15 protein-coding genes are annotated in these 15,145 nt (G+C 72.2%); 10 read left to right on the plus strand and 5 right to left on the minus strand.

Going from position 1 to position 15,145, the window contains the following annotated elements; translation table 11 throughout:
- Positions 1 to 235: 235 nt before the first annotated feature.
- Positions 236 to 1,528 carry a glycosyltransferase family 39 protein gene (locus tag ACFWPI_RS28315; protein WP_380375478.1) on the plus strand — a complete coding sequence of 431 codons (1,293 nt, stop codon included), beginning with the start codon at positions 236 to 238 and terminating at the stop codon, positions 1,526 to 1,528.
- 63 nt (positions 1,529 to 1,591) lie between these two features.
- Positions 1,592 to 2,083 carry a MarR family winged helix-turn-helix transcriptional regulator gene (locus ACFWPI_RS28320; protein ID WP_063348868.1) on the plus strand — a complete coding sequence of 164 codons (492 nt, stop codon included), beginning with the start codon at positions 1,592 to 1,594 and terminating at the stop codon, positions 2,081 to 2,083.
- Between the two features lie 65 nt (positions 2,084 to 2,148).
- On the opposite strand, the gene ACFWPI_RS28325 is transcribed toward ACFWPI_RS28320, so the two are convergent.
- Positions 2,149 to 2,778: a hypothetical protein gene (locus ACFWPI_RS28325; RefSeq protein ID WP_371518320.1), complete on the minus strand. Its 630-nt coding sequence runs from the start codon at positions 2,776 to 2,778 to the stop codon at positions 2,149 to 2,151.
- Positions 2,779 to 3,070: 292 nt separating this feature from the next.
- On the opposite strand from ACFWPI_RS28325, the gene hemL reads away from it, so the two are divergent.
- The 7 genes from hemL (at position 3,071) to ACFWPI_RS28360 (ending at position 10,054) form a co-directional block, all read left to right on the plus strand.
- On the plus strand, positions 3,071 to 4,399 hold the full coding sequence (gene hemL, locus ACFWPI_RS28330) for a glutamate-1-semialdehyde 2,1-aminomutase (protein WP_380375476.1): 1,329 nt from the start codon (positions 3,071 to 3,073) through the stop codon (positions 4,397 to 4,399).
- A gap of 72 nt (positions 4,400 to 4,471) precedes the next feature.
- Positions 4,472 to 5,119, plus strand: coding sequence for a histidine phosphatase family protein (locus ACFWPI_RS28335; protein ID WP_079136296.1), 648 nt, complete (start codon positions 4,472 to 4,474; stop codon positions 5,117 to 5,119).
- A 162-nt stretch (positions 5,120 to 5,281) separates the two neighbouring features.
- Positions 5,282 to 5,887, plus strand: coding sequence for a TlpA disulfide reductase family protein (locus tag ACFWPI_RS28340; RefSeq protein WP_244293435.1), 606 nt, complete (start codon positions 5,282 to 5,284; stop codon positions 5,885 to 5,887).
- A complete protein-coding gene (locus tag ACFWPI_RS28345) occupies positions 5,884 to 6,657 on the plus strand; it encodes a cytochrome c biogenesis CcdA family protein (protein WP_063348873.1) in 774 nt (257 codons plus the stop codon). Before ACFWPI_RS28340 ends, ACFWPI_RS28345 begins: the two co-directional genes overlap by 4 nt.
- 2 nt (positions 6,658 to 6,659) lie before the next feature.
- Complete coding sequence (locus tag ACFWPI_RS28350) at positions 6,660 to 8,399, plus strand: cytochrome c biogenesis protein ResB (protein WP_380375474.1); 1,740 nt, start codon at positions 6,660 to 6,662, stop codon at positions 8,397 to 8,399.
- 3 nt (positions 8,400 to 8,402) lie between these two features.
- Positions 8,403 to 9,527 carry a c-type cytochrome biogenesis protein CcsB gene (ccsB, locus tag ACFWPI_RS28355; RefSeq protein ID WP_063348874.1) on the plus strand — a complete coding sequence of 375 codons (1,125 nt, stop codon included), beginning with the start codon at positions 8,403 to 8,405 and terminating at the stop codon, positions 9,525 to 9,527.
- Positions 9,528 to 9,667: 140 nt separating this feature from the next.
- Entirely contained in the window at positions 9,668 to 10,054 is a 387-nt protein-coding gene (locus tag ACFWPI_RS28360) for a hypothetical protein (RefSeq protein ID WP_380338130.1), read from the plus strand.
- A 66-nt stretch (positions 10,055 to 10,120) separates the two neighbouring features.
- Here the strand turns inward: ACFWPI_RS28360 and ACFWPI_RS28365 are convergent, their stop codons facing one another.
- Positions 10,121 to 11,239, minus strand: a complete 1,119-nt coding sequence (locus ACFWPI_RS28365) for a ScbA/BarX family gamma-butyrolactone biosynthesis protein (RefSeq protein WP_380375471.1) — start codon at positions 11,237 to 11,239, stop codon at positions 10,121 to 10,123.
- Between the two features lie 350 nt (positions 11,240 to 11,589).
- On the opposite strand from ACFWPI_RS28365, the gene ACFWPI_RS28370 reads away from it, so the two are divergent.
- Positions 11,590 to 12,216, plus strand: coding sequence for a ScbR family autoregulator-binding transcription factor (locus tag ACFWPI_RS28370; protein WP_380375469.1), 627 nt, complete (start codon positions 11,590 to 11,592; stop codon positions 12,214 to 12,216).
- A gap of 91 nt (positions 12,217 to 12,307) precedes the next feature.
- Here the strand turns inward: ACFWPI_RS28370 and ACFWPI_RS28375 are convergent, their stop codons facing one another.
- The 3 genes from ACFWPI_RS28375 to ACFWPI_RS28385 form a co-directional block, all read right to left on the minus strand.
- A complete protein-coding gene (locus tag ACFWPI_RS28375) occupies positions 12,308 to 12,925 on the minus strand; it encodes a ScbR family autoregulator-binding transcription factor (RefSeq protein ID WP_063348878.1) in 618 nt (205 codons plus the stop codon).
- Between the two features lie 234 nt (positions 12,926 to 13,159).
- Positions 13,160 to 13,369, minus strand: a complete 210-nt coding sequence (locus ACFWPI_RS28380; protein ID WP_063348879.1) for an acyl-CoA carboxylase subunit epsilon — start codon at positions 13,367 to 13,369, stop codon at positions 13,160 to 13,162.
- A gap of 83 nt (positions 13,370 to 13,452) precedes the next feature.
- Entirely contained in the window at positions 13,453 to 15,054 is a 1,602-nt protein-coding gene (locus ACFWPI_RS28385; protein ID WP_380375468.1) for an acyl-CoA carboxylase subunit beta, read from the minus strand.
- Positions 15,055 to 15,145 lie beyond the last annotated feature (91 nt).

Genomic DNA, 15,145 nt, shown 5'->3' on the forward strand with positions numbered 1-15,145 from the left:
CCCGGGCGCCGCCGCCCCCCCGGGCCACCCCCCAACCCCCGCATCCCCCACCCCCCCGGGCGGCCCCCCCCCCCCCCGCCGCCCCCCCCCCCCCCCCGGGGGGGGGGGCGCCGCCACGGGGTTTTCGGGGCGGGCGGGCGTTCGCGGGGCAGGTGGGGGTGTGCCGTAGGCTCACCTGAAATCGCTGCGCCGTAGCCGCGCGGACCACCAGCGTGGCGGGGAGTACCCAGAGCAGATGAGCACGGCATCGAGCACCGAGTCGTCCAGCACCGAGCCCGGCGCGCCCGCGGCGCCGGAGACGGAGCGGCCCGCGGAGCGCTCCGAGGAGCGGGCGGCCCGGCGGCCCAGGCGGTTCGGCGCCCTGGTGGACCGCTTCGCGCCCGCGCTCGGGGCGTACGCGGTGGTCAAGGCCATCGGCCTCACGGTCTTCATGCTGCTGCTGTCGCACACCGGGGACTACCTCAAGAAGAACCCGGGCCGCGGCGGCGGCGCCCAGCCGTGGGACGTGCTGGGCACCTGGGACGGCGTCTGGTACCAGCGGATCGCCGAGAACGGCTACGACCCGCAGCTGCTCCCGATGCACGGCTGGCCGCTGGCCTCCTACTACGAGAACTCGGCCGCCTTCTTCCCGCTCTACCCGTGGCTGATGCGGCTGGTCGGCGCGGTCACCGGGCTCGGCCCGTACGGCTCCGGGATCGCCGTCTCGGTGATCGCCTCGCTCGTCGCGGCGGCGGGGATCTTCGCGATCGCGGAGCGGCTCGGCGGCTTCCGGGCGGGCGTGATCGCCGCGGTGATCTGGGGCCTGTTCCCGGGTTCGGGGGTGGAGTGGGCGGTCTACTCGGACTCGCTGTTCGTCGCGCTGTCCGCCTGGGCCTGCTACTGCGTGATGACCCGCCACTGGCTGACGGCCGGCGTGCTGGCGCTGGTGGCGGGCCTCAACCGGCCGACCGCCGCCGCACTGATCGCCGCGGTGTCGATCGCCGCGCTGGTGGCGCTGATCCGGCGCACCGACGGGGTGGCCCGGCCGCTGACCGCGATGCTGATCACCCCGTGGGGCCTGATCGGGTACGTCGTCTGGGTCGGCTACCGGATGGGCGACTGGGGCGGCTACTTCAAGCTCCAGCGGGGCGCCTGGAACCGCTACTTCGACGGCGGCGCCTCCACGGTCCGCACGATCATGGACGTGATCACCGGGCACTGGAACTTCTGGCAGTCCAACCCCGTCCCGGACCTGATCGCGATCGCCCTGCTGATGGCCCTGCCCGGACTACTGGTGCTGCTGTGGCGCACCCGGCCGCCGCTGGTGCTGGTGGTCTACACGGTGCTCACCATCGCCACCGCGCTGAGCAGCAACCAGATCTTCGGCAACATCTCGCGCTACCTGCTGCCGGCCTTCCCGCTGTTCATCGGTCTGGCGGTGGCGCTGCGCCGGGTGCGGACGTCCTCGCTGGTCGGCCTGCTCGCGATGCCCGTGGTGGCGGCGGGCTGGTACGCGGGGTATGCGCTGTTCGAGTTGGGCATCCCGTAGACCCGGGGTTGGTTGCCAACGGGATCATCCGGCAGCGGACGGGCCGTTGCTAATCTCGGACGTATGACGACGACCCCGCCCGTGCGCCAGATCCGTGACATCTCCGGCCTGCTGGACCACGCGAGCCACGTGCTGGCGACCCGGATGGCGGCCGCCTTCACCGAGCTCGGGATCACCCCCCGCGCGTACTCCGTGCTGTTCCACGCGCAGGAGACCGAGCGCACCCAGATCCAGCTGGCCGAGCTGTCGGACCTGGACAAGACCACCATGGTGGTCACCGTGGACGAGCTGGAGAAGGCGGGCCTGGCCGAGCGCCGCCCGTCCGCGACCGACCGCCGGGCCAGGATCATCTCCGTCACCGAGGCGGGCGAGCGCGCCGTCGAGCGGGGCACCGCGATCGCCGACCGGGTGCACCGGGAGGTGCTGGAGTCACTGCCCGGCCCGGAGCGGGACGTGTTCGTGTCGGCGTTGACGCGCCTGGTGGACGGGCCGCTGGCGGAGCCGGTGGAGAGCGAACGGGCGGTACGGCGGGCGCGCCGCGCCCGGACGAACTGAGGCGGAGTCACATCCCTTCGCCCCGGCCGCCGTTCGACGGGCGGGGTGAAGGGCCCCGGGAAGTCCTACGGCCAGACCAGGCAGTACAGCTGGTGCCCGGCCTCGTGCAGCCGGTTGGCGAAGTCCTGCCACTCGTGCAGCATGCTGTAGATCACGAAGGCGTCGCGCGGTCCGCGCCGGTCGGGGACGGTGGACCAGATGAAGGCGGCGGCGCCGAGTTCGGTCTCGTCGGCCTTGCGGAGCGGTTCGACGACGTTCTGCGGGAGTTGGACGACGGCGTAGTCGGGGTGCAGCACGACGAGTTCCAGCGGCGGGACCTGGTGCAGCGGGACGCCCTGGATGCCGGTGAGGACCATGGCGCTCATGGTCTCCGGCTTGATCTTGGTGGAGAGGTGGCCGTTGGGGGAGCCGCTGGTCTCCATCAGGTCGCCGAGCCGCCCGAGCGAACCGAGTTCGCCGGCGTCCAGGCCGAGCCCGCCGGGTCCGAGGGCGGTGGGGACTCTGGCGGCGGTGGCGCGATCCGGTGCGCCGAAGTACTTGTACGTCACCCCCACGCGTCCCTCACCCCGCCTCTCGCCGCCGCGGCGGCCACGACCCGTGCCCGCTCCCTTACCCCCGCGTGCGGTTTCGGCGGGCCTGCGGGAGCCCCCCGCAGCCTCGTCGTAGCCGTCCTGCGCCTCGGACACTCGGACCATCCTCACCGGAATTCGCCGGAATCGACAGACCCCCGCACGTCCGGCGTCCCTCCGGACGTGCTCCTTACCCGTCATGCGCCGCCGTACCCACTCGCGGTACGCGGCAGTCCTCTCCACACCCCTGCACACAACCGGAACACTTGCGCACTCTGAGTGCACAGTCTGACTGGTCCGTGCTCCGGAGCAGTCAGCGGCCCCGTCTGTACGGACAACCGTACAGACAACGGTGCCCGGATCATCGTTCCAGATGATCGGGTCCGACATGCAGAGCTCAAGGACACGATTTGAGACCATGTCTCCCGTGAGCTACCCCTACGAAGCCCCCCAGTCCCAGTCGCTGTTCGACCGCGCCTCCGTCGTGACGCCCGGCGGCGTCAACTCCCCGGTGCGCGCCTTCCGCGCGGTCGGCGGCACGCCGCGCTTCATGGTGTCCGGCACCGGCCCCTACCTCACCGACGCCGACGGCCGCGAGTACGTCGACCTGGTGTGCTCGTGGGGCCCGATGATCCTCGGCCACGCGTACCCCGCGGTGATCGACGCCGTCCAGCAGGCGGTCATCCGCGGCACCTCCTTCGGCACGCCCGGCCAGGGCGAGGTCGAGCTGGCCGAGGAGATCGTCGGCCGGGTCGCCCCGGTCGAGCAGGTCCGCCTGGTCTCCTCCGGCACCGAGGCCACCATGTCCGCGATCCGGCTGGCCCGCGGCTTCACCGGGCGCGCGAAGGTGGTGAAGTTCGCCGGCTGCTACCACGGCCACGTGGACGCCCTGCTGGCCGCCGCCGGTTCGGGCGTGGCCACCTTCGGCCTGCCGGACACCCCGGGCGTCACCGGCGCCCAGGCCGGCGACACCATCGTGCTGCCCTACAACGACCTGGCCGCCGTCGAGCAGGCCTTCGCCGCCCACCCGGGCGAGATCGCCTGCGTGATCACCGAGGCCTCGCCCGGCAACATGGGCGTCGTCCCGCCGCTGCCCGGCTTCAACGCGGGCCTGGCCCGGCTCTGCCGGACGAACGGCGCGCTGTTCGTCTCGGACGAGGTGATGACCGGCTTCCGCGTCTCCAAGGCCGGCTGGTACGGCCTGGAGGCGGCGAACGAGGGCTGGGCGCCGGACCTGCTGACCTTCGGCAAGGTCATGGGCGGCGGCTTCCCGGCCGCGGCCTTCGGCGGGCGCGCCGACGTGATGGCCCACCTGGCCCCGGCCGGCCCGGTCTACCAGGCGGGCACCCTGTCCGGTAACCCGATCGCCACCGCGGCCGGCCTGGCCCAACTGCGCGGCTGCACCGACGAGGTGTACGCGACGGTGGACAAGGTCGCCGCCGAGATCTCCGGCCTGGTGTCGCAGGCGCTCACCAAGGAGGGCGTGACGCACCGGCTGCAGACCGCCGGGAACATGTTCTCGGTGTTCTTCACCGAGGCCGCCGTCACCAACTACGACGAGGCCAAGACCCAGGAGGCGTACCGTTTCACCGCCTTCTTCCACGCGATGCTCGCCGAGGGCGTCTACCTGCCGCCGTCCGCCTTCGAGTCCTGGTTCGTCTCGGCGGCCCACGACGAGCGGGCGATCGAGCGGATCGCCGCCGCCCTTCCGGCCGCCGCCCGCGCTGCCGCCGCGGCCACGGTCTAGGCCCCGATCCATCCCTGCGAGCCCCAGGAGTACTGAGAAGTGAGCGCCAAAGAGATCACCGTCGTCCATCTGATGCGGCACGGTGAGGTGCACAACCCGGAGGGCATCCTGTACGGGCGCCTGCCGGGCTACCGGCTGTCCGAGCTGGGCCGGGAGATGGCCGAGCGGGTCGCCGAGGACCTGGCCGGCCGGGACATCACCCACGTGGTGGCGTCCCCGCTGGAGCGGGCCCAGGAGACCGCCGGGCCGATCGCCAAGGCGCACGGCCTGGACGTCGCGGCGGACGAGCGGCTGATCGAGGCGGACAACATCTTCGAGGGCAAGACCTTCGGCGTCGGCGACGGCTCGCTGCGGAACCCGGGCTACTGGAAGTACCTCACCAACCCGTTCAAGCCCTCCTGGGGCGAGCCCTACCTCGACCAGGTGGTGCGGATGATGGGCGCGCTCGGCGCCGCCCGGGACGCCGCGCGCGGGCACGAGGCGGTCTGCGTCAGCCACCAGCTGCCGATCTGGATCGTCCGCTCCTTCGTCGAGCGCCGCCGGCTCTGGCACGACCCGCGCCGCCGGCAGTGCTCGCTGGCCTCGCTGACCAGCTTCACCTTCGAGGGCGACAAGATCGTCTCGGTCGGCTACCGCGAGCCGGCCCGCGACCTGCTGCCCGCGCACCTGATCGGCAAGGGCGGCAAGGACAAGCCGGTGGGCAAGAGCTTCGGCGCGTGAGCCTGCGGGGCCGTTGGTAAACCCCGCGTAAATATGGGATCGGGCCGCCCGGCGAGAGCCTGGCGGCCCGACTCCGTCACAGGTCAGAGGGGGTGCGACGCGCTAGGGAGGACCCCGGCGAACCTGCCCGGAACTCCATGCGAAACTTTTCACATGTCTGCCATGGCGCGCCCCCGTCCCCGTGTCGCCGCAGCCGCCGCCACTGTCGCCGCCGCTGCGCTCGTCCTCACCGGCTGTTCCTCCTCGGGCTCGTCGGGCAGCGGCGAAGGCCAGGTCGGCTTCGTCACCGTCAAGGGGACCAACCTGTCGAAGGTGGACACCGGCAAGCGCGGGAGCGCCCCCGACATCTCCGGGGAGACCCTGGACGGCAGCCAGACCAAGCTCTCGGACTACCACGGCAAGGTCGTGGTGCTGAACGTCTGGGGCTCCTGGTGCGGGCCGTGCCGGGCCGAGGCGAAGAGCCTCCAGGCCGTCTCGGAGAAGTACAAGGACCAGGGCGTCCAGTTCCTCGGCGTCAACACCCGGGACAGCGACAAGACCAACGCCGTCCGCTTCGAGCAGGAGCAGGGCGTCACCTACCCGAGCATCTTCGACCCGGCCGGCACCCAGCTGCTCAAGTTCCCCAAGGGCAGCCTCAGCCTGCAGTCGCTCCCGACCACCCTGATCGTCGACCGCGACGGCAAGCTGGCCGCCCGCGCCGTCGGCGGCACGACCCAGGACGCGCTGGAGTCGATCCTCCAGCCGGTGGTCGCGGAGCAGAAGCAGTGAGCCTGCCGCTACAACTCGCCGACAACACCGGGACCCTCCAGAGCGGGGCACTGCTGGTGGCCGCGCCGATCGCGCTGGCCGCCGGGCTGGTCTCGTTCTTCTCGCCCTGCGTGCTGCCGCTCGTCCCCGGCTACCTGTCGTACGTGACCGGCTTCTCCGCCGCCGACCTCGCGGACGCCCGCGGTGCCCGGCGCGGCCGGATGCTGCTCGGGGCGACGCTGTTCATCCTCGGCTTCACCGCGGTGTTCGTCTCGGGCGGGGCGCTGTTCGGCCAGTTCGGCGACACCCTCCAGGCGCACAAGCGGGTCATCTCGATCGTGCTCGGCGCGCTGACCATCGTGATGGGCCTCGCCTTCATGGGCCTCGTCCCCGGCCTGAGCATGCGCGAGGTGCGCTCCCACCGCCGCCCGGCGGTCGGCCTGTGGGGCGCCCCGCTGCTCGGCATGGTGTTCGGCGTCGGCTGGACGCCCTGCATCGGCCCGACCCTGGCGACCGTCCAGAACCTGGCCCTGAACCAGGCCGACGCGGAGCGCGGCGCCCTGCTGATGACCTTCTACTGCCTCGGCCTGGGCGTACCGTTCATCGTGGCCGCGCTCGCCTTCCGCCGGGCACTGGGTGCCTTCGGCTGGGTCAAGCGGCACTACCCGCTCGTCATGCGGATCGGCGGCGGCATGCTCGTCGCGGTCGGTCTGCTGCTCGTCACCGGGATCTGGGACTCGACGATGAGTGAACTGCAGTCCTGGACCGCCGACTTCTCGATCGGAATCTGACCGTGAGCAAGACCACGACCGAGGCCGAGCTGCCCCTGGCGCCGGACGACGCGGCCGCCGAGCGGCTCAGCACCGCGCCGGTCGAGTCCGAGGGCCCGACCGGCATAGGGGTCCTGGGCTGGGCGCGCTGGATGTGGCGCCAGCTGACCTCGATGCGGGTCGCGCTGATCCTGCTCTTCCTGCTGTCGCTGGCCGCCATCCCGGGCTCGCTGATCCCGCAGTACCAGAACGGCCAGGGCCTGCTCAAGGTCGAGGCGTGGAAGACGCACCACACCGCGGTCGCGCCGATCTACGAGAAGCTCCAGCTGTTCGACGTCTACAGCTCGGTCTGGTTCTCCGCGATCTACATCCTGCTGTTCGTCTCGCTGGCCGGCTGCATCGTCCCGCGCACCTGGCAGTTCGTCGGCGTGCTGCGGGCCCAGCCGCCGATCGCGCCGCGCAACCTGACCCGGATGCCGGTCTACGCGGCCTGGCGCACCGAGGCGGACGCCGACGCGGTGAACGCCGCCGCCCACCGGCTGCTGCGCAAGCGCCGGTTCCGCACCAACCTGGCCGGCGGCTCGGTGGCCGCCGAGAAGGGCTACCTGCGCGAGGTCGGCAACCTGCTCTTCCACATGTCGCTGTTCGCGCTGCTCGGCGGCTTCGCCTGGGCCAGCCTGGCGTCCGGCACCGGCGGCAAGCTGATGGTCGAGGGCGAGGGCTACTCCAACACCATCACCCAGCTCGACGACTTCAACGGCACGCGGTTCTACGGCACCGAGGACCTCGACCCCTTCTACCTGAAGCTGAACGGCTTCACCGCCAAGTTCCAGGACAAGGGCGACCAGATCGGCGCCGCCCGGCAGTTCACCGCGAACGTCGAGTACACGGCGGGCGAGGACACCTCGAAGCTCAAGCAGGGCACGATCGAGGTCAACCACCCGCTGGAGATCGGCGGCAGCAAGGTTTTCCTGATCGGCCACGGCTACGCCCCGGTCATCACCGTCAAGAACGGCAAGGGCGACGTCGTCTACCGGGGTTCCGTGCCGTTCCTGCCGCAGGACGGCAACCTGACCTCGACCGGTGTCGTGAAGGTCTCCGACTACGGCGTCGGACCGGACGGCAGCTCGACCCAGATGGGCTTCTCCGGCTACTTCCTGCCGACCGCGCCGCTGAGCTTCGAGGGCACCGGCCCGATCTCGCTCTTCCCCGGCGACGCCGCCCCCGAGCTGGTGCTGAACGCCTTCGCGGGCGACCTGGGCACCGACTCCGGCCTGCCGCAGAACATCTACCAGCTCAACACCCGCAAGCTGACCCAGCTGACCCAGGACGGCCAGCCCGCCAAGGCCCGGCTCAAGCCCGGCCAGGCCTGGGACCTGCCGGACGGCTACGGCAGCGTCACCTTCGAGGGCTACAAGCAGTGGGCCAGCTTCAACGTCTCGCACCGCCCGGGCAACACGATCGCCCTGACCGGTGCGGTGCTGGCGATCCTCGGCCTGATCGGCTCGCTGTTCGTGCAGCGCCGCCGGATCTGGGTGCGCGCGGTCGCCCTGCCGGGCGGCGGCACCCAGGTGGAGCTGGCCGGCCTGGCCCGCAGTGAGTCGGCGAAGATCGCCGAGGAGCTGGCCGAACTCGCGGTGGACCTCCAGGACGACGCCCCGGCGTCGGAGGACGAGGACGACGCCGCACCCGAAGGCCCCACAGCCGAAGGCCCCGCGCCCGAGGACCCCGCAGTCCCTGCCGACCAGAACTCCAAGGAGTAGACGGTGCATCTCGCCTCGGGGGTCGACCCACAGCTGGCCGACCTCTCCAACAAGCTGATCTATTCGGCGATGGTGGTCTACACACTCGCCATGTTCGCCCACATGATCGAGTGGACCTTCGGCAGCAAGGGCGCCGTCGCCGTCCGCTCGACGGAGCAGTCGGGCAGCCTGTCCGAGACCGTCGCCGGGACCAAGGGCGCGAAGAAGGTCACCGTCACCGTGGCGGGGGCCGGCGGCGGCACCACCACGCTCACCCGCACCGCCCTGGCGGGCGAGGGCGCGACGGTGGTCACCAGCGGGCGCGGCGCGGACGAGGAGGACGGCCCGGGCGCGGCCGGCAACAGCACCCGGGCCGACCTGGCCGGCCGGATCGCGGTCTCGCTCACCGTGCTGGGCGCCCTGCTGCACGCCGGCGGCATCGTCACCCGCGGCCTCTCGGTCTCCCGCTGGCCGTGGGGCAACATGTACGAGTTCTCCTGCGCCTTCGCCTTCGCCATGACGGCGGCGTACCTGGTGCTGCTGGCCTCGAAGAAGAACGTCCGCTGGCTCGGCCTGCCGGTCGTGCTCGCGGGGCTGCTGACCCTCGGCATCGCCACCACGGTGCTCTACACCGACTCCGAGCAGCTCGTCCCGGCGCTGCACTCGCCGTGGCTGGCGATCCACGTCTCGACCGCGATCTTCTGCGGCGGCGCCTTCTACGCGGCGTTCATCGCCACGCTGCTGTACCTCGGCAAGGACTCCTTCGACAAGCGGATCGCGGCCGGCCTGACCACCGGCCCGCTGGGCACCCCGGCGTCGGTCTGGCGCCGGCTGCCCGCCGCGTCCACCTTCGACAAGCTGTCCTACCGGATCAACGCCCTGGTCTTCCCGCTCTGGACCTTCACCATCATCGCGGGCGCGATCTGGGCCGAGGCGGCCTGGGGCAAGTACTGGGAGTGGGACCCGAAGGAGACCTGGTCGTTCATCACCTGGGTCGCCTACGCCTGCTACCTGCACGCCCGCGCGACGGCCGGCTGGAAGGGCCGCAAGGCGGCCTACCTGGCGCTGGCGGCCTTCGCCTGCTGGCTCTTCAACTACTACGGCGTGAACATCTTCGTCACCGGCAAGCACTCCTACGCGGGGATCTGACCGGGGCACACAGTCACCCACCGGCCCGGCTCTCCGCAGAAGGTAGCCGGGCCGAGGTGCGACAGGGGTAGTTCGTGCCGGCCGCCGGCCGGCACGGGGAGGAACGAGGAGGAAATCGCGCAATGGAGTGCGACGAGGTCATGCTGACCGTCCGAATCACCGCCGCCGAGCGCACGTTGCTCCGCCGGCTCGCCCAGGGACACCGCAGCGACGTGTCCGAGGTGGTGGCCGACGGCCTGCTGGACATCATCCCCACGCTCAGCTCGCCGGGGGACGCCTACCGCCTGCTGGGCGCTCTGACGGCGCCGGCGCCGTGCGCGCTGACGGTCTGGCTGCCGACCCCGCTGGCCGACCTGCTGGTGCCCGGCGCGGCGCGGATCGCGCAGGTCACCGAGGTCCGGATCGAGTCGGCCAGCGCGATGCTGGGCGCGGCGCTGCGGCTCTGGCTGGCCCAGGACCCGGTCCGGCTGGCCACCAACCTCAGCGTGATGCACGCGGGTCGGCCGTCGGCACTGGTCGCCGCCTAGCGGGCGGCCAAGGGGGTACTCAGGGGGTGTTCAAGGGGCGCTCAAGGGGTGCTCAGGGGAGGCCGTTCAACTGGCCAGCGGCAGCCGGGGGCTGCCGATGCCCTGGCCGGCGGGGCGGTCGTCGAAGGCCTCCCGCCGGGCGGGCACCGTCGGCGGCTCGGCCGGTCTGTCGCCCGGTCTGTCACCCCGTCTGTCCGCCGGCCTGTCCGCCGATCCGTCGGCGGGCCCGTCGATCGGTTCGGTGAGCAGCCGGCAGTCGGCCGCCGTCCGCCCGTCCTGGACCAGCAGCACCCGGACGGGCAGCCGGCGGCCGTCCGGCGCCTGCTCGTGGACCGCCTGGACGAGGCAGGGCCGGTCCAGCTCGATGTAGCGGTCGAAGGACGTCACCAGCTCGACCGGTACCACCGGTTCGGGGTGGCGCAGCCGCTGGGCGGCCTGCCGGGCGGCCTCCAGCACCAGCATCCCGGGCACGTGGTCCAGCTCGTGGTCGAACAGCACCGGGTGCCCGGCGTCGGTGCGCAGCAGCCAGGTGTCGGGCCGCAGGGTGGGGCTGAGCACGACGTCCGTGGGCTGTGCGCGGCCGACCAGCTCGGGCGCGGTGGGCGCGGGCGGCCGGGGCAGGGCGGCGGCCCGCCGCTCGGGGCCGCGCAGCCGGGCGTAGGAGGCGGGGGAGACGACCCGCAACTGGCCGGAGCCGTGGCCGATCGGGTGGCCGTCCCGGGATATGTCGATGTGCACCCGCAGCGAGACCAGCCGGCCGTGCCGCATCCGGACGTCCTCGCAGCCGACCGCGAGCATCAGCGAGGCCGGCCCGGTGGTGACGGCCAGGCCGCGCAGCCCGTCCGGGCCGAGCGCATAGGAGAGGTCCTCCATGACGAAGTGGTGGCCGCGCGGCACCCCGAAACCGGCGTGGCCGACCAGCAGCCCGGCCTGCCGGATGGTCTCGGCCATCAGCACCGGGTCGTGGAAGCGGTCCCCGGGCAGGCGGTAGAAGGCGTGCAGCCGGGGCCACTGGGCGCCGAGCAGGAAGTCGTACGGACCGGTGGCCTGCCAGCCGGTGAGGAACACCTCGGACACCGAGGTGCGGTGCACCAGGTGGCGGGAGACGGTCCGCTCGTGGAAGTCGTAGCCGGGACCGGGGTGGGCGTACGGACCGTGGGCGTCCGGCTCTACGATCAATGGCATGACGGGCCCTACTCCAGGGTGACGGTCGAGCGGCCGGTACGGTCGCCTGAGATAAAACATACAGACCACCCGGTTTCTCTTCTGCGTCTGGGGTGGCCCCTGCCGCGCAGCCCGACGCGACCACGCTACCCCTACCCTGGACTGGGGTAATGGCCGCCCGGGGGGCGGCAGGCCCGGGGCGGGGGTGCTCCCCACTGGACGGCGGGGTCCGCGAAGGAGCTAGATTAGATACCAACCATGCGGTTTCGGTCGGCGCCGTCCGCATGCGAGGCGTCGCCCCCAACGGCGGCGCGCTGACAGCAGCGGGGCGGGCGGGGGGAAACGCGTCCGGCCGAGTCCGGAGGGGCCCAGTGGTCAAGCAGGAACGCGCGGGGCGGACCAGGCGTGCCGTGCTGCTCGCCGCGGCGGACACGTTCGCCGGCGTGGGCTTCGAAGCCGCCAGCCTGGTCGACATCAGCCGCCGGGCCGGGGTGAGCAAGGGCGCCCTCTACTTCCACTTCGTCTCCAAGCAGGCCCTCGCCGACGGCGTGCGCGCCGCCGCCGGGCGCGAGATCGGCTCGGCCGCGCTGCGCGCCCTGCGCTCCGGCGGACCGGCCCTCCAGGGCCTGATCGACTTCTCGCACGAACTCGCCCGGCTGCTGCGCGAGGACGTGATGGTCCGGGCCGGTGTCCGGCTCGGCCGCCAGGGTCCGTCCCGGGCCGACACCCCGGACGGCCCGCCCGGCACGGACGCCGCCTGGCGCAGCCTCACCGCCGTCGTCCACCGGCTGCTGGACCGCGCCGCCGAGGCCGGCGAGCTGCGCCCCGGGCTGGACCGCCGGGCCGCCGCCGAACTGCTGACGACGATGGCGGCCGGCCAGGTGCTGCTCGCCGCCGAGGAGGCCGACCGGCCCGGTCCGGAGGCCGTCGGCCGGCTCTGGGCGGCCGCGCTGCCGGCCCTGGTTGCGGTGGAGCACTGCGCCGGCTACCGGCTCTGAGCGGCCCTGGGCGGGGAGCCCGGGCAAGCGCCCTGGGAGACGTCCGGGAGGTGCCCCGAGAAGCGCCCCGGGAAGCGCCCCGGGAGGCGCCCTAGGAGGGCACGCGCTCGGCGACGCTCAGCCGGGCGAGCGCGTGCGGCTGGACCAGGCCGGGCAGCACCAGCGTCCACAGGTCGGACATCCGCTGGATCAGGTCCCGCCGGTCGGTCAGCACCTGGGAGCTCAGCTGGATCCCGGTGACGGCCCCGGTGATCACCCCGGCGGCGGCCGCCAGGTCGATCCCCGGGTGGAGGTCCCCGGCGTCCCGGGCGCGTTCCAGCAGCCCGCGGGCCACGTCGGACCAGCCCTGGTAGGCGGCGATCTGCGGCTGGGTGAAGCTGCCGTGCTCGATCGTCAGCCGGATGCTGCCGCGCACCAGCGGGTCGTCCTGGAGGGCGTGGGCGAAGGCGTACCCGAGGTCGATCAGGGTCTGCACCGGGCTGTCCGAGGACGGCTGCCAGGTGCCCAGCCAGGCGCCCTGCCCCTCGATGACGGCGAGCGCCAGCTCTTCCTTCGAGTGGAAGTGGAAGTACAGCGCGCCCTTGGTGACACCGGCCCGGTCCAGGATCTCGGACATCGTGGCGGCGGCGTAGCCCCGCTCGTCGAACACCTCGGCCGCCGCGAGGAGTACCGTCTGGCGGGTCGCCAGCGCGCGGGCCTGCCTGGCCATCGCAGCCTCCCTGGATAGTTCTGGTCCATCGGCAGCGGCCGATCCTATGGGGGCCGACGGGGCGGCGGGCCGCATACCGTCCAGTAGGTATTCTACCGAGCCGCGCCGGGGCGGAGCGGACACCCGGTGGTCGGGGCGGCCGGGACCGGTGCCCCAGGCCGCCGGGAAGGCCGGAAGGCCGGAAGGCCGGCCACCCGGGTGGGGTGACCGGCCGTCGCGGGAGGTTCCGGGCCGTCAGGCGGCCTGCTGCCAGCTGACCGGCGAGTAGTAGGCCGGGCGGCGCTCCAGGCGCTGCCAGTTGGCGATCGGCTCGACCTGCGCGGTCGCGGCGGCCTGCTGCGCGACGGCCGCCCGGGCCATCAGCACGGCGGTGAGGGCGGCCAGCTCCTCGTCGGAGAGCGAGCCGCGGACGATACGGACGAGGGGTTCGGCGGAAGCAGTCATGGTCTGGTTTTCTCCCCCGGTGGCTTGTGGTGTGTGGTGGTCGCTCGGAACTGCGTGCTGCGGGCCGCGCGTGGGCGCGGGCGTTACATCGGCGGGTTGCCGTGCTTGCGGCTGGGCAGGTCGGCGTGCTTGGTGCGGAGCATGGCCAGGGCGGAGGCGATCACCTGGCGGGTCTCGGCGGGGTCGATGACGTCGTCGACGAGGCCGCGTTCGGCCGCGTAGTACGGGTGCATCAGTTCGTTCTTGTATTCCTTGATCTTCTGGGCGCGCATGGCGTCGGGGTCTTCGGCGGCGTTGATGTCGCGGCGGAAGATGACGTTGGCGGCGCCTTCGGCGCCCATGACGGCGATCTCGTTGGTGGGCCAGGCGTAGGAGAGGTCGGCGCCGATGGAGCGGGAGTCCATGACGATGTAGGCGCCGCCGTAGGCCTTGCGCAGGATGAGCTGGATGCGGGGCACGGTGGCGTTGCAGTAGGCGTAGAGGAGCTTGGCGCCGTGGCGGATGATGCCGTCGTGCTCCTGGTCGACGCCGGGCAGGAAGCCGGGGACGTCGAGCATGGTGACGAGGGGGATGTTGAAGGCGTCGCACATCTGGACGAAGCGGGCGGCCTTCTCGCTGGCGTTGATGTCGAGGACGCCGGCGAGGGACTGGGGCTGGTTGGCGATGATGCCGGTGACGTGGCCGTCGATGCGGGCCAGGACGCACAGGACGTTGGTGGCCCAGCGTTCGTGGACTTCGAGGTATTCGCCGTGGTCGACGATCTCCTCGATGACCTTGCGCATGTCGTAGGGGCGGTTGCCGTCGGCGGGGACGAGGTCGAGGAGGGTGTCGTTGCGGCGCTCGACGGGGTCGTCGTTGACGGCGGGGGGCGGCATCTCGCGGTTGTTCTGGGGGAGCAGGGAGAGGAGGTAGCGGACTTCCTCGATGCAGGACTGCTCGTCGTCGTAGACGAAGTGGGAGACGCCGGAGACGCCGGCGTGGACGTCGGCGCCGCCGAGGCCGTTCTGGCTGATCTTCTCGCCGGTGACGGCCTGGACGACGTCGGGTCCGGTGATGAACATCTGGGAGGTCTCGCGGACCATGAAGACGAAGTCGGTCAGCGCGGGGGAGTAGGCGGCGCCGCCGGCGCAGGGGCCGAGCATGACGGAGATCTGCGGGATGACGCCGGAGGCCTTGGTGTTGCGCTGGAAGATGCCGCCGTAGCCGGCGAGGGCGGTGACGCCCTCCTGGATGCGGGCGCCGGCGCCGTCGTTGAGCGAGACCAGGGGCGCTCCGGCCGCGATGGCCATGTCCATGATCTTGTGGATCTTCTGCGCGTGGGCCTCGCCCAGCGCACCGCCGAAGATCCGGAAGTCGTGCGCGTAGGTGAAGACGGTCCGCCCGTGCACGGTGCCCCAGCCGACGATCACGCCGTCGGTGTGCGGCTTCTTCGCCTCCAGGCCGAAGCCCTGGGCGCGGTGCCGGCGCAGCGGCTCGACCTCGCGGAAGGAGCCCTCGTCCAGCAGCAGGTCGATGCGCTCGCGGGCGGTCAGCTTGCCCTTCGCGTGCTGGGCCTCGGTGGCCTTCTCGCTGGGGCCGCGCCGCACCTTCTCGCGCAGTTCGTGCAGCTCGGCGACCCGCCCGCGGGCGTCGGCCGCGACCTCGGGGACCTCGCCGTCGACTGGCGCCTCATGCACAACCGTCATCTCGAACCACTCCAAGGGTGAGGGAACTGTCCGACAGCCAACGTCTGCTGTGCCCCCGGCTGCGAATCACTTTCTTCACTTATGACTGTAC

Source organism: Kitasatospora sp. NPDC058492, assembly GCF_042720685.1.
Lineage (GTDB): Bacteria > Actinomycetota > Actinomycetes > Streptomycetales > Streptomycetaceae > Kitasatospora.

What these genes read in the sequence shown, in the direction of transcription:
- ACFWPI_RS28320 (WP_063348868.1), top strand. Translation starts at nt 1,592, where the DNA reads ATGACGACGACCCCGCCCGTGCGCCAGATCCGTGACATCTCCGGCCTG.
- ACFWPI_RS28340 (WP_244293435.1), top strand. Translation starts at nt 5,282, where the DNA reads ATGGCGCGCCCCCGTCCCCGTGTCGCCGCAGCCGCCGCCACTGTCGCC.
- ACFWPI_RS28385 (WP_380375468.1), bottom strand. Translation starts at nt 15,054, where the DNA reads ATGACGGTTGTGCATGAGGCGCCAGTCGACGGCGAGGTCCCCGAGGTC.
- ACFWPI_RS28325 (WP_371518320.1), bottom strand. Translation starts at nt 2,778, where the DNA reads ATGGTCCGAGTGTCCGAGGCGCAGGACGGCTACGACGAGGCTGCGGGG.
- ACFWPI_RS28315 (WP_380375478.1), top strand. Translation starts at nt 236, where the DNA reads ATGAGCACGGCATCGAGCACCGAGTCGTCCAGCACCGAGCCCGGCGCG.
- ACFWPI_RS28365 (WP_380375471.1), bottom strand. Translation starts at nt 11,239, where the DNA reads ATGCCATTGATCGTAGAGCCGGACGCCCACGGTCCGTACGCCCACCCC.
- ACFWPI_RS28380 (WP_063348879.1), bottom strand. Translation starts at nt 13,369, where the DNA reads ATGACTGCTTCCGCCGAACCCCTCGTCCGTATCGTCCGCGGCTCGCTC.
- ACFWPI_RS28360 (WP_380338130.1), top strand. Translation starts at nt 9,668, where the DNA reads ATGCTGACCGTCCGAATCACCGCCGCCGAGCGCACGTTGCTCCGCCGG.
- ACFWPI_RS28335 (WP_079136296.1), top strand. Translation starts at nt 4,472, where the DNA reads ATGCGGCACGGTGAGGTGCACAACCCGGAGGGCATCCTGTACGGGCGC.
- ACFWPI_RS28375 (WP_063348878.1), bottom strand. Translation starts at nt 12,925, where the DNA reads ATGGCCAGGCAGGCCCGCGCGCTGGCGACCCGCCAGACGGTACTCCTC.
- hemL (WP_380375476.1), top strand. Translation starts at nt 3,071, where the DNA reads ATGTCTCCCGTGAGCTACCCCTACGAAGCCCCCCAGTCCCAGTCGCTG.